Source organism: Micromonospora parva (assembly GCF_040649675.1).
Taxonomy (GTDB): Bacteria; Actinomycetota; Actinomycetes; order Mycobacteriales; family Micromonosporaceae; genus Micromonospora; species Micromonospora parva.
In genome coordinates this window covers 33652-46711 of record NZ_JBEZFX010000012.1, presented here as the reverse complement: position 1 = coordinate 46711, position 13060 = coordinate 33652, and the positions used below count along the sequence as shown (strand labels likewise).

General features: G+C 70.6%; 11 protein-coding genes. 10 read left to right on the top strand and 1 reads right to left on the bottom strand.

The annotated features are described in order from the left end of the window. Positions 1-106: 106 nt before the first annotated feature. The 6 genes from AB0C03_RS26660 (at position 107) to AB0C03_RS26635 (ending at position 7215) form a co-directional block, all read left to right on the top strand. A complete protein-coding gene (locus tag AB0C03_RS26660; RefSeq protein ID WP_030329384.1) occupies positions 107-1132 on the top strand; it encodes a methyltransferase in 1026 nt (341 codons plus the stop codon). A gap of 84 nt (positions 1133-1216) precedes the next feature. Further along, complete coding sequence (locus AB0C03_RS26655) at positions 1217-2335, top strand: sensor histidine kinase (protein WP_030329382.1); 1119 nt, start codon at positions 1217-1219, stop codon at positions 2333-2335. Then, positions 2332-2991, top strand: a complete 660-nt coding sequence (locus tag AB0C03_RS26650) for a response regulator (protein WP_030329380.1) — start codon at positions 2332-2334, stop codon at positions 2989-2991. The genes AB0C03_RS26655 and AB0C03_RS26650 overlap by 4 nt, the downstream gene beginning before the upstream one ends. Positions 2992-3100: 109 nt before the next feature. Continuing rightward, a complete protein-coding gene (locus tag AB0C03_RS26645) occupies positions 3101-5176 on the top strand; it encodes a multicopper oxidase family protein (RefSeq protein ID WP_357639597.1) in 2076 nt (691 codons plus the stop codon). An 88-nt stretch (positions 5177-5264) separates the two neighbouring features. Then, positions 5265-6386 (top strand): ScyD/ScyE family protein, encoded by a 1122-nt coding sequence (locus tag AB0C03_RS26640; protein WP_357639594.1) that lies wholly within the window; start codon positions 5265-5267, stop codon positions 6384-6386. A gap of 130 nt (positions 6387-6516) precedes the next feature. After that, positions 6517-7215 carry a response regulator gene (locus AB0C03_RS26635; protein ID WP_051708210.1) on the top strand — a complete coding sequence of 233 codons (699 nt, stop codon included), beginning with the start codon at positions 6517-6519 and terminating at the stop codon, positions 7213-7215. Positions 7216-7231: 16 nt separating this feature from the next. Here the strand turns inward: AB0C03_RS26635 and metK are convergent, their stop codons facing one another. Continuing rightward, positions 7232-8419, bottom strand: a complete 1188-nt coding sequence (gene metK, locus AB0C03_RS26630; protein WP_210862480.1) for a methionine adenosyltransferase — start codon at positions 8417-8419, stop codon at positions 7232-7234. A 233-nt stretch (positions 8420-8652) separates the two neighbouring features. On the opposite strand from metK, the gene AB0C03_RS26625 reads away from it, so the two are divergent. From AB0C03_RS26625 to AB0C03_RS26610, 4 genes are all read left to right on the top strand, one after another. Next, on the top strand, positions 8653-9441 hold the full coding sequence (locus AB0C03_RS26625) for an AfsR/SARP family transcriptional regulator (RefSeq protein ID WP_051708209.1): 789 nt from the start codon (positions 8653-8655) through the stop codon (positions 9439-9441). Positions 9442-9522: 81 nt separating this feature from the next. After that, entirely contained in the window at positions 9523-10785 is a 1263-nt protein-coding gene (locus AB0C03_RS26620; protein ID WP_210866528.1) for a beta-ketoacyl-[acyl-carrier-protein] synthase family protein, read from the top strand. Next, entirely contained in the window at positions 10782-12002 is a 1221-nt protein-coding gene (locus tag AB0C03_RS26615) for a ketosynthase chain-length factor (protein WP_357639589.1), read from the top strand. Before AB0C03_RS26620 ends, AB0C03_RS26615 begins: the two co-directional genes overlap by 4 nt. Next, positions 11999-13057, top strand: a complete 1059-nt coding sequence (locus AB0C03_RS26610; protein WP_357639586.1) for a methyltransferase — start codon at positions 11999-12001, stop codon at positions 13055-13057. Before AB0C03_RS26615 ends, AB0C03_RS26610 begins: the two co-directional genes overlap by 4 nt. The last annotated feature ends 3 nt before the right edge of the window (positions 13058-13060 follow it).

Here is a 13060-nt window from a genome sequence, read left to right as displayed (position 1 = left end):
CCGTGACAGGCGCAGCCTGCGCCCGCCCACTCGAACCTGACTGGAGAACGGGTCGATCGACGTGGTTTCGAGCCGGTCTCGAGCGCCGTCGTCGAAGCTCGCCGCCATGACGGAAAATCGGGTCAATCTCTACTCGCTGACCGACACGATCACGCCGTGGGCAGTGCGGGCCGCGGCGACGCTCGGCCTCGCCGACCTGATCGCCGCGGGCACCACCACGCTCGACGAGCTCGCCGCGGCGACGAAGGCCAACCCCGACGCGCTGCACCGGCTGCTGCGCTACCTCTCCGTGCGCGGCGTCTTCAAGGAGACCGAACCCCGGGTGTACGCCCTGACGGAAGCGGCCGAGTTCCTCAAGACCGACCACCCCGCCGCCCAGCGCCCCTGGCTCGACGTCGACTCGATGGCCGGCCGGATCGAGGGCACGTTCAGCTCGCTGACCCACTCGATCCGCACCGGCGACGCGGCGTACCCGGTGCGTTACGGCATCGAGTTCTGGGACGACCTGGCCACCAACCCCGACCGGGCCACGTCGTTCGGCGCGCTGATGGCCACCCACGCGAGCTACTTCGACCAGGTCGTCCAGGGCTACGACTGGAGCACCGTCAACCACGTCGTCGACGTCGGCGGCGGCACCGGCGCCCTGCTCACCGAGATCCTCAAGGCCCAACCGCACCTGCGCGGCACCGTGGTCGACCTGCCGGGCGTCGTCGAGCAGGGCCGGGCCCGGTTCGAGGCGGCGGGCATCGCCGACCGCGCGGAGGTGGTCAGCGGGAGCATCTTCGACCCGCTCCCGGCCGGCGCCGACATCTACATCCTGTCGAACGTGCTGCACGACTGGAACGACAGCGCCGCCGAGAAGATCCTCCAGCGGGCGGCGGACGCGATCGGCACGACCGGGAAGGTGCTGATCGTGCAGATCCTGGTGAAGGACGAGAACGACAACTTCCCCGAGGACCCGGCCCGGCTGATGTTCATCACCCAGATGGACCTGCGCCTGCTCTCGCTGATGGCCGGCAAGGCGAGGACCTGGCGCGAGTACGCCGAACTGGGCGAGAAGGCCGGGCTCCGGGTGGACGGCAGCACGGTGATCCCCACCGGGCAGACCCTGTTGACCCTCCGTCGCGGCTGAAGGGGCACGGGCCCCTTGCTGACGGATTTCGGTTGGGAAGGGGCCCGCGTTAACGGACCGTGCGCGCGTCGTACCGTTGCGGACATGACCCCGGCCATCCGACGGATCGCGATCGATGCCCTCATCGCGGTCGTCGTCGCGGCCGTCGTGGCGGTGGCGATCCGCGTCGCCGACGAGCCCGGCGCCCGGCCGCCGGACGCCCGCGCCTACGCGATCGGCGCGGTGATCGGGCTGCTGCTGGTCTTCCGGCGCCGCTGGCCGCTGCTGGTGCTCGTCGGCTCGGTCACCGCACTGATGATCTACTACGCGCTCGAGTACCCGGGCATCCCGCCCGCCCTCCCGCTGGCCGCCGCCCTCTTCTCCGTCGCGGCCGCCGGCCGGTTCACCTGGGCGCTCGTCGTCGCCGGGTTCTTCGTCGTCCTTGAGCTGATCATGCGTTACACGCTGCTCGGCGAGGGCTTCTTCCCCGCCCTGTCGGCGACCCTCGAAGAGGGCTCACTGCTCGCGGCCGTGGTGCTGCTCGCCGAGACGATCCGCACCCGCCGGATCCGGCTGGCCGAGGCACAGCAGCGCCTCGCCGTGATGCGCCAGGAGCGTCAGCACGAGGTGGCCCAGGAGCGGCTCCGCATCGCCCGCGAGGTCCACGACGTGCTCGGCCACACGATCGCCGCGATCAGCGTGCAGGCGAGCCTCGCCGACGACATCTTCGACAGCAAGCCGGCCGAGGCGCGGGCCGCGCTGCGGAGCATCCGGGGCGCGGCGCGCGACGCGATGCACGAGGTCCGCTCGGCGATCGGCATGCTCCGCGACGCCGGGGAGGTGCCCGATCTGGCCCGCGTCTTCGCGGTCGCCGAGCAGGCCGGCGTGAAGGTGCGCTCGGGGGTCGCCGGCATCCCGCGCCCCATCCCGCCGGAGGTGGCGCTCTCGGTCTACCGGATCGTGCAGGAGTCGATCACCAACACGGTCAAGCACGCCGAGGCGACCACTGTCGACGTCACCATCACCTACGCCGGTGACGCCGTCACGGTCGAGGTCGTCGACGACGGGGTCGGGGCCGCGGCGAGCCGGCGGGGGCACGGGGTGGCCGGCATGCGGGAACGGGCCACGGCCGCGGGCGGATCCCTCGATGCCGGCCCCCGGCCGGAGGGCGGGGGGTTCCGAGTGGCAGCGCGGCTGCCGGTCGAGGTGGAGGAGACAGCGTGACGATCCGGATGGTGCTGGCGGACGACCAGACGCTCGTGCGGGCCGGCTTCCGGGGCCTGCTCGACCACAGCGACGACCTGGAGGTGGTCGGTGAGGCGTCCAACGGCGCCCAGGCCGTCGAGATGGTCGCCGCGACCCGGCCCGACATCGTGCTGATGGACGTGCGGATGCCCGTGCTCGACGGGGTGAAGGCCACGGCCGCGATCGTCGAGCGGTTTCCGGCCGTGCGGGTCATCGTCCTGACCACCTTCGAGCTCGACGAGTACGTCTTCGAGGCGCTGCGGGCCGGCGCGAGCGGGTTCCTGCTCAAGGACATCGAGCCCGACGAGCTGCGTCAGGCGGTCCGGGTGGTGGCTGGCGGCGACATGCTGATCTCGCCGCGGGTGACGAGCCGGCTGGTGAGCGCGTTCGTCAGCAAGGTCGCCCCGGCGCCGGTCGACGGTGGCCGGCTGGCGGTGTTGACCGACCGCGAGCGCGAGGTGATGAGCCTGGTGGCCAGTGGGCTGACGAACGAGGAGATCGGGCGCCGGCTGTCGATGAGCCCCGCCACGGCCCGTACCCATGTGCACCGGGCCATGGTGAAGCTCCGCGTCCGCGACCGGGCGCAACTCGTCGTGCTCGCCTACCAGACCGGGCTCGTCGCGCCGGGCAGCTAGCTGACTACGGCAGCTGTTTCGCAGCGGCTTGCGGCTACGGTGATCGCCGTACCCCCCGGCCGTTCGTCAACGGATGTCAGGTGGTGCGCCCGCTCCGTATGTTGGCGTCATGTTTGAGGTCGGAGAGAACGCCGACGGGATCCTGGCCGGGGTCCTGTTCCTGATCTGGCTGCCCGCGGCGATCCTCGCCACGCGGTTGGCCTGGCGGCCGACGCCCGCGGCGCTGCGGACCAGCGCCCGTCGGCTGCTGCGCCTGCTCGTCGCCGCCCTGGTGGTGCTGGTCCTCAAGTGCGTCGCGATCGGGCTGATGCTCGCCGTGGACTGGATCTTCGCGGACAACCGGGTGATCGTGCAGATGCCGCTCCTGCTGCTGCCGATGCTTGCCGTCGCCGTGTGGACCGTGCCGGGCCTGCGCGCCCTGGCCAACCGCGATGACGCACCGATCGACGCCGAGACGCGCGCCGCCGTCGCCAACCCCAGATTCGTGGTGCCGGTCCAGGTGACGGCCGTGGCGACTGTCGTTGGCGTCTACTTCGCGTACGTGTCCCGTCCGGTCCCCTCCTACCTCGACGACATCGCGACCCACGCGGCGCCGATCCTGTTGTCGGTGGTGGTGCTGTGGCTCTGGCAGGGGCACCGTCTGCGGGTCGTCACCGCCACCGACTTCGCGCGCCGTTGCCGGCGGGCCGGCGCCCTGCGTGCCACCGCGCAGGCCGCCGTCGTGGTGCTCGTCGTGGCCGCCGGCATCACCTACGTGGCGCAGAGCAGCAGGCTGCCCGACCGCATGAGCATGATGTCCCACGACAACGTCGACTACGGCGGTGGCCCGTCGTTCGGTCACGGCGGTCACGGCGGGGTCTCCGTCGACGACCTGCGGGGGCCGCGGACCGGCAAGCCCAACAAGGCCTTCACCCTGACCGCGAAGAACGCCACGGTACGGCTGTCGTCGGGCACCGAGATCGACGCCCTGACGTACAACGGGCAGTCGCCCGGGCCGGAGCTGCGGGTCCGTGAGGGCGACCTGGTCGAGGTGACGCTGCACAACGAGATTCCCGACGAGAACGTGACCATCCACTGGCACGGGCTCGACGTGCCCAACGGTGAGGACGGCGTCGCTGGCGCGACGCAGAACGCGGTGGAGCCGGGCGGCACCTTCACCTACCGGTTCCTCGCCGAGCAGGTCGGCACGTTCTGGTACCACACCCACCAGAACCCCCTTGAGGCGATCCGGAGGGGACTGTTCGGCGCGCTGATCGTCGAGCCGCGCGACGGCCCACCGCCGGGCGAGCGCGACGTCGTGGTGATGGCACACGAGTGGCGTACGCCGGACGACAACATCGTCTCGTTCGGCACCAGCGACACAGTGCAACGGCAGGAGATCGCGCCGGGCACACCGGTGCGACTGCGCCTGATCAACACCGACAACAACCCGTCGACCGACAGCCGCCCACGGTCGTTGACGGTCAACGGCACGCCGGTGCGGGTCGCCGCGATCGACGGTGTCGACGTCAACGGTCCGACCCCGCTGACCAACCCGAGATTCGGGTTGGCGACCGGTGGACGCTACGACGTGACCTTCACGATGCCGGCGGGCGCGGTGCGGCTGACCGACCTCGCCAACCGCGACGCCGGGCTGGTCCTGGCGCCTCCCGGTGACACCTCGACGCCGAAGATCGTCGACGACGGCGACCCGTTCGACCCGCTCTCGTACGGCTCCGGCGGCTCGCGGCCCTTCGACACGGGCTCGTCGTACGACCGCTCGTTCACCCAGCTCCTCGACGACCGGTTGTCCTTCTACAACGGCGGCCTCCACCTGGTGCCGATCATCAACGGGCACAGCTTCCCGCACACGCCGACGCTGATGGTCCGGATGGGCGACGTGGTCAAGGTGCGGATCGTCAACCGCAGCCACCAGAACCATCCGATGCACCTGCACGGCCATCACGCGTTGGTGTTGTCCCGCAACGGGGTCGCCGCGACCGGGTCGCCGTGGTGGATCGACAGTCTCGACATCATCCCCGGTGAGATCTACGAGATCGGCTTCAAGGCGGACAATCCGGGGCTCTGGATGGACCACTGCCACAACCTCGACCACGCGGCCAACGGCATGGTCATGCACCTCGCCTACGAGGGCGTGAACTCCCCCTACGAGCTGGGGCGTGGCACCCCGAATCAGCCGGAGTAGGCGGGCCTGTCGAGCCTCCCTCCACCGGGCCTCGAGGCAACGCCGGCAGCGTCGAACGCATCCGAACCCCTCTTGCTGAGGAGAACCCATGCTCGACGCGATGCGACGAACGCTGTCGCTGGCCGTGCCGCTGGTACTGGTGGCCGGCATTGCCGCGCCCGCCACAGCGGCCACCTCGACCACCGGGCGACTGACAGTTGTCGCCCGCAACCTCGACAACCCCCGCGGTGTCGCCATCGACCGCGCCGGCACCGTCCTCGTCGCCGAGGCCGGCCTCGGCGGCGACGACGTCTGCATCCCCGGCACGTTCGGCACCAACCTCTGCTACGGCTCGACCGGTGCGATCACGGCGGTCCGTCACGGCTGGCAGAAGCGGGTCGTGACGGGCCTGCCGTCGCTGCGCAGCACCGGCGCCGGCTTCTCCGTCTACGGGGCGCACGACCTGGCCTTCGATCGGCAGGGCAAACTGCTGGTGGCGATGGGCTACAGCACCGACCCGGTCTCGCGCGACCTGCTCGGTGCGGCCGGAGCCGCGATGGGAACGATCCTGCGGGTGGAGGGGAAGCACCGCTGGTCGGTCCTCGGCGACCTCTCCGCCTACGAGGGGCAGCACAACCCCGACGGCGTCATCCCGGAGAGCCAGCCCTACGCCGTCGTCGCCGACGGGCGTGACATCTACGCGCTCGACGCGGCCGCCAACGACGTGCTCCGGATCGACAGGCGCGGCGTGGTCACCACCGAACACGTCTGGCCGCAGGAGCAGGTTCCGGCGCCGCCGGAGTGGGGTCTGCCGCCCGGCTCGACGACGCCGATCCAGTTCGTGCCGGTGACCATCGCCAAGGGGCCGGACGGCGCGCTCTACATCGGACAGTTGACCGGGCACCCGTTCCCGAACGGCGGCGCGCGGGTGTGGCGTCTGGTGCCGGGGCAGGAGCCGACGATCTACGCGACCGGCTTCACCAACATCATCGATCTCGCGTTCGACAAGCGGGGCCGGCTGGTCGTGCTGGAGATCGCGAAGAACGGGCTCAGCTCGGGAGACTCCACCGGTGCGTTGATCCGGGTGGAGCGCGACGGTAGCCACCGGGAGTTGGCGAGCGCCGGTCTCGACTCCCCGATGTCGTTCGCCATCGCCGGCGACGGCAGCTTCTACATCGCCAACAAGGGCCTCGGCATCGGTGAGTTGGTCCGTCTGTCCATCCGAGACTGACAGAGTCGCGCGGCGATCGTGGCGTTCTTCGTGTCGGGAGGGCGCCACGATAGCTGCGGCGTCACACGCCCGCGATACGGTGCGACATCATGGGCACGTTGGCGGCGGGGGACGGGGTCTGGGGGTTAGGTTGACGCGGTCCGACGACGGGTCTCCCACCGGCGCCACCACCATCCTGATAGTCGACGACCATGCTCTCGTCCGCGAGGGGTTGCGCTGGGTGCTCGAGGTCCACGCCGACCTCGACGTGGTCGACGAGGCGGGCGACTCCGCCACCGCGGTCGCCAAGGCGGCGTCCGAGCGCCCCGACGTGGTGTTGCTCGACGTGGAGATCCCCGGTGACGACCCGGTGGTCACGGTGCGCCGCATTCGGGAGGTGTCGCCCGACAGCGCCGTCGTCATCCTCAGCATGTACGACAGCCCCGACCTGCTGCGCCGTCTGATCGCCGCCGGGGTGCGCGCCTACCTGCTCAAGAGCGTGGGTCGTGAGGAGCTGGTGGCCGCGATCCACAAGGCGCGGGACCGCAGCGGCTCGGTGCTGCTCTCGGTCTCCGGCCAGAGCCTGGTGCAGGTGCAGAGCGCGGAGTCCGCCATGCTGTCCGCCGTCGAGTTGGAGATCCTCCAACTCGCGGCCGAGGCGATGACCAACGCCCAGATCGCGCGCCGGCTCGACCTGACCGAGGCCACTGTGAAGAGCCACCTGCGTCGCATCTTCGCCAAGCTGGGCGCGGTCTCCCGCATCGACGCGGTCAACAAGGCGGTGGCAGCGTCACTGGTGACGCTGCCACACGACCGGTTGGTGCCACGCCCTCGTCGGCCGTCGCGCTAGTGACCGGGGAAATCCCTCAACAGGCGGCCTTGAGGTCCGCGGCGCGGTCCGTGCGTTCCCAGGTCAGGTCCGGGAGTTCCCGGCCGAAGTGACCGTAGGCCGCCGTCTGCTTGTAGATCGGGCGGAGCAGGTCCAGGTCCCGGATGATCGCCGCGGGGCGCAGGTCGAAGACCTCAGCGATCGCCTTCTCGATCCGGTCGAGCGGCACCGTCTCCGTACCGAACGTCTCCACGAACAGGCTCACCGGGTGGGCCTTGCCGATCGCGTAGGCGACCTGCGCCTCACACCGTTCCGCCAGGCCCGCGGCGACCACGTTCTTCGCCACCCACCGCATCGCGTACGCCGCCGACCGGTCGACCTTCGACGGGTCCTTCCCCGAGAACGCGCCGCCACCGTGGCGGGCGTACCCGCCGTAGGTGTCGACGATGATCTTTCGTCCGGTCAGGCCCGCGTCGCCCATCGGGCCACCGATCTCGAACCGGCCGGTGGGGTTGACGAGCAGCCGGTAGCCCTCGGTGTCGAGGTCGAGCGCCTCCAACTCCGGCGTGATCACGTGGTCGCGGATGTCGGGGGTGAGCAGTTCGTCGAGGGAGATGTGGGCCGCGTGCTGCGTGGAGACGACGATGGTGTCGAGCCGTACCGGGCGTAGGCCGTCGTACTCGACGGTGACCTGGGTCTTGCCGTCGGGCCGCAGGTAGGGCACCGTCCCGTCCTTGCGGACGGCGGCCAGGCGACGGGCCAGCCGGTGGGCCAGCGCGATCGGCAGCGGCATCAGCTCCGGCGTCTCCGAGCAGGCGAAGCCGAACATCATGCCCTGGTCGCCGGCGCCCTGGGCGTCGAGCCCGCCGCCGGACGAGCCGTCGCGCAGCTCGATCGCCGTGTCGACGCCCTGCGCGATGTCGGGGGACTGGGCGCCGATCGAGATGCTGACGCCGCAGGAGCCGCCGTCGAAGCCCTTCTTCGACGAGTCGTAGCCGATACCCAGGACGGTTTCCCGCACGATGCGCGGGATGTCGGCGTAGGCCTGCGTGGTGACCTCGCCCGCGACGTGGACCTGACCGGTGGTGATCAGGCTCTCGACGGCGACCCGGCTGTGCGGGTCCTGCGCCAGTAGCGCGTCGAGGATGCCGTCGCTGATCTGATCGGCGATCTTGTCGGGGTGACCTTCGGTGACCGACTCGGAGGTGAAGAGGCGGCGCGACATGTGTGACTCCTAACCCAGGGAGCGTGCGGGCCCGGCGAGTCTTCCCTCCTGCGGTGGAGGTTGCCTGGAGGAAGCATCGAGCGATCAAAGGGGTATCCGCCGTACAACTTTCGACACGCATCGATCCTCGGAAGAACCCGCGATGTCGCTACGCGCGGTCGTTCCGACCCACTCCGCCACCTCCATAGCTTGAGAGCGTCTCGACGAGTGCTCTGCGAAATGGGGGAACCACTGTGGTCAGGTACGAGATCCTCGGGTCGCTGGAAGTGATCCACGAGGGCCGGATCTGCACGCCGACGCCGCCGAAGGTGCGGACCGTGTTGGCGCTACTGGTGATGCGGGCCAACCGGGTCGTGCTGGTCGACTCGATCATCCGGGAGCTGTGGGGTGACGATCCGGCGCGGAGCGCTGTCACCACTGTGCAGACCTACATCTACCACCTGCGCAAGCTCTTCGCGAAAGAGGGCATAGAGACCCCGGACCGGACCGTGCTGGAGAGCCGCGCCCGCGGCTACCTGTTGCGGGTGGAGCCGGGTCAACTCGACGCCGAGGTGTTCGAGACGTTGCTCGACCAGGGCCGTACGCACATCGAGTCGGACCGCCCCGAGGAGGGCGCCGAGGTGCTGCGGCGGGCGCTGGCCATGTGGACGGGGCCGGTGGGCGCCAACGTGACGTTCGGGCCGGCGCTTGAGGCGCACGCGATCCACCTGCAGGAGCAGTGGATCCGGGCGTTGGAGCTGCGCATCCAGGCCGACATCACGCTCGGCCGGCACCGCGAGCTGATCGGCGAGCTGCGCTATCTGGTGGGCACGTACCCGCTCAACGAGTGGTTCCACCGCCAGCTCATCGTGGCGCTCAGCCGGTCCGGACGCCGTGGCGAGGCGTTGCAGGCGTACCACCACCTGCGCCGGGTGCTCAGTGAGGAGTTGGGCCTGGACCCTTCGCCTGACCTCCAGCGGCTCCAGCGGGAGGTGTTGGCCGCCGGCGGGCCACTGCGCCCGGGGCTCGCCAGGGCCTCGTGACAGGCCCTCGACCGACGCTCCAGCGCCGTTCGACCGGCCGTCCCTAGCTTTCACACGGACATCGCGGCCAGGAGGTCTTCCATGACGAGCACATCCGACCGTCGGGTGGTCATCACCGGGACAGGCGTCATCGCCCCCGGCGGACTGGGCACCAAGGCGTTCTGGGAACTGTTGACCGCTGGCCGTACGGCCACCCGTACCCTGTCGTTCTTCGATGCGACCCCGTTCCGGTCGCGGGTGGCCGCGGAGGCCGACTTCGACCCGGTCGCCGAGGGCCTGTCGCCGCAGGAGGTCCGCCGGATGGACCGGGCCGCCCAGATGGCAGTGGTCTGCACCCGCGAGGCGCTCGCCGACAGCGGCTTCGAGGCCGCCGACCCGACCCGGGTCGGGGTCAGCGTCGGCACGGCGGTCGGGGCCACGATGAGCCTCGAAGAGGAGTACGTCGTGGTCAGCGACGGCGGCCGGAAATGGCTGACCGACCACCGGTACGCCACTCCGCACCTCTACGACTACCTGGTGCCGAGCTCGTTCGCCCGGGAGGTGGCGTGGTCGGTCGGCGCGGAAGGTCCGGCGACGGTGATCTCCACCGGCTGCACGTCCGGTCTCGACTCCGTCGGTCACGCCCGGGAGTTGATCCGCGAGGGCTCGGCCGACGTGATGATCGCCGGCGCGACCGACGCCCCGATCTCGCCGATCACTGTGGCCTGTTTCGACGCCATCAAGGCGACCACGGCCCGCAACGACGACCCGACGCACGCGTCGCGGCCCTTCGACAACAGCCGCGACGGCTTCGTGCTCGGTGAGGGTTCGGCGATGTTCGTCCTCGAAGAGCTGGAGCACGCCCGCCGACGGGGTGCGCAGGTCTACGCCGAGCTGGTCGGGTTCGCCTCGCGCTCCAACGCGTTCCACATGACCGGCCTGCGACCCGACGGACGGGAGATGGCCGAGGCGATCCGGGTCGCGCTCGCCGACGCCCGGCTGTCCGGCGACGCCGTCGACTACATCAACGCGCACGGCTCGGGTACGAAGCAGAACGACCGGCACGAGACGGCGGCGTTCAAACGGAGCCTCGGCGACCACGCGTACCGCACGCCGGTCAGCTCGATCAAGTCGATGATCGGCCACTCGCTCGGTGCGATCGGCTCCATCGAGATCGCGGCGTCGGCCCTGGCGATCAAGCACGGCGTGGTGCCGCCGACAGCCAACCTGCACGAACGCGACCCGGAGTGCGACCTCGACTACGTGCCGCTGACCGCGCGCGAGCAGCAGACCGACGTGGTGTTGAGCGTGGGCAGCGGGTTCGGCGGCTTCCAGAGCGCGATGCTCCTGGCGCGTGTGGCATGACCACTGTCGTCACCGGAGTCGGGGTGGCCGCGCCCAACGGGTTGGGACGCGACGCCTTCTGGGCGGCCACCGTCGCCGGGGTGGGTGGCATCGGGCCGATCAGCCGATTCGACCCCTCGGGTTACCCGGCGCAGCTGGCCGGCGAGGTTCCCGGATACGAGGCGGCCGAGCACATCCCGAGCCGGTTGATGGCGCAGACCGATCACATGACGCGGTTGTCGCTGACGGCGGCGCAGTGGGCCCTGGCCGACGCGTCCGTCGACCCTTCGGCGCTGCCCGAGTTCGGCATGGGTGTGGTCACGGCCAGCGCGTCGGGTGGTTTCGAGTTCGGCCACCGTGAGCTGGAGAAGCTCTGGAGCAAGGGCTCCGAGCACGTCAGCGCCTACCAGTCGTTCGCCTGGTTCTACGCCGTCAACACCGGTCAGATCTCGATCCGTCACGGGATGCGGGGGCCGACCGGGGTGCTCGTCACCGAGCAGGCGGGTGGGCTCGACGCGGTGGCGCAGGCCAGGCGACAGGTGCGCAAGGGCGTGCAGCTCGTGATGACCGGTGGGGTCGACGCGTCGCTCTGCCCGTGGGGTTGGACGGCCCAGCTCGCCAACGGCCTGCTCAGCACCGGGCGGGATCCGGCCACGGCGTTCCTGCCGTTCGATGCCAACGCGTCGGGTTACGTGCCCGGCGAGGGCGGGGCGATCCTCGTGCTGGAGGACGCGGACGCGGCGGCCCGGCGCGGGGCCGCCGTCTACGGGGTGATCGCCGGGTACGGCGCGACGTTCGACCCCCGGCCCGGCTCCGGCCGCCCGCCGGGTCTGCGTCGGGCGGCCGAGATGGCAGTGTCCGACGCCGGTCTCACGCCAGCCGACATCGACGTCGTCTTCGCCGACGGCGCCGGGGTCGCGGAGCTCGACCGTGTCGAGGCCGAGGCGATCAGCGCCGTCTTCGGCCCCCGGGGGGTGCCGGTGACCGCGCCCAAGACGATGACCGGCCGGCTCTACTCGGGCGGGGCGGCGCTCGACCTGGTCTCCGCGCTGTTGTCGATCCGACACGGCGTCATCCCGCCCACCACCAACATCCGCCAGCCGGCCGAGGGCCTGCGACTCGACCTGGTACGCGACGTCGCGCGGGAGACACCCGTACGCGCGGCGCTCGTGCTCGCCAGGGGCTACGGCGGGTTCAACGCGGCCATGGTCGTGACCGACGAAAGGAATGGACGATGACCGACGCCAGCCTCGCCGCCGTCGCCAACTTCGACGAGCAGCAGGCACTTGACCTGCGTGAACGGCAGATCGCGGTGCTGGGAAGCGCCAAACAGATCGCCAACGTGATCTACGTGGTCACCGAGCTGGGCGTCGCCGACCTGCTCGTCAACGGGCCGGTGCCGGTCGCCCAACTGGCGGCGGCGACCGAGTCACACGAGGACGCGCTGCGCCGCATCCTCCGCGCCGCCGCGGCGGTCGGCATCTTCAACGAGCAGGAGGACGGGTCGTTCGCGCTGACGCCGCTCGGCGAGGGGCTGACGTCGGCCCGGATCGGCGGGCTGCGGCCGATGGTGCAGTTCAGCGGCGCCGACTTCAACCGCCTCCCGTACGCGGAGATCCTGCACAGTGTCCGGACCGGCGAGCCGGCCTTCAACAAGGTCTTCGGCATGGGCTTCTACGACTACCTGCAGGCCCACCCGGAGGCCAACCGGTTCTTCGAGGGCTTCATGGCGCACTGGAGCCGGCGGCTCGCCGACCGGTTCGCGGCGGAGTTGGCGCCCGAGCGGTTCGGCCGGATCGCCGACATCGGCGGCAGCAACGGTTACTTCCTGGCCAAGATGCTCCAGCGCCACCCCGAGGGCACCGGCGTCCTCTTCGACCTGCCCGAGGTGGTGGCCGACGCCGAACCGCTGCTCAAGGAGCACGGTGTCACCGAGCGGGTCGAGGTGCGCGGCGGCGACTTCTTCACCGACGAGCTGCCGGCCGGCGCCGACGCGTACATCCTGAAGTCGATCGTCCACAACTGGCCGGACGACACCTGCGTCACGCTGCTGCGTCGGATCCGGGCGGCGATCGGCGACGCCGACTCCCGCCTGATCGCGATCGACCAGATCGTGCCACCCCGCAACCAGTGGGACCACGCCAAGATCATCGACATCGACATGCTGGTGCTCTTCGGCGGCAAGGAGCGCGACCTCCGCGAGTGGCAGGCGCTGTTCACCGCGTCCGGTTTCGAGCTGGTCAACACCCCCGCGTCCCGCGGCTGGGCCCTGCTCGAAGCGCGTCCGATCTAGGAA

Bases quoted from the DNA above. Each gene is read 5' to 3' on its own strand.
- AB0C03_RS26645 (WP_357639597.1), top strand. From the start codon at position 3,101: ATGTTTGAGGTCGGAGAGAACGCCGACGGGATCCTGGCCGGGGTCCTG.
- AB0C03_RS26610 (WP_357639586.1), top strand. From the start codon at position 11,999: ATGACCGACGCCAGCCTCGCCGCCGTCGCCAACTTCGACGAGCAGCAG.
- AB0C03_RS26615 (WP_357639589.1), top strand. From the start codon at position 10,782: ATGACCACTGTCGTCACCGGAGTCGGGGTGGCCGCGCCCAACGGGTTG.
- AB0C03_RS26620 (WP_210866528.1), top strand. From the start codon at position 9,523: ATGACGAGCACATCCGACCGTCGGGTGGTCATCACCGGGACAGGCGTC.
- metK (WP_210862480.1), bottom strand. From the start codon at position 8,419: ATGTCGCGCCGCCTCTTCACCTCCGAGTCGGTCACCGAAGGTCACCCC.
- AB0C03_RS26660 (WP_030329384.1), top strand. From the start codon at position 107: ATGACGGAAAATCGGGTCAATCTCTACTCGCTGACCGACACGATCACG.
- AB0C03_RS26640 (WP_357639594.1), top strand. From the start codon at position 5,265: ATGCTCGACGCGATGCGACGAACGCTGTCGCTGGCCGTGCCGCTGGTA.
- AB0C03_RS26655 (WP_030329382.1), top strand. From the start codon at position 1,217: ATGACCCCGGCCATCCGACGGATCGCGATCGATGCCCTCATCGCGGTC.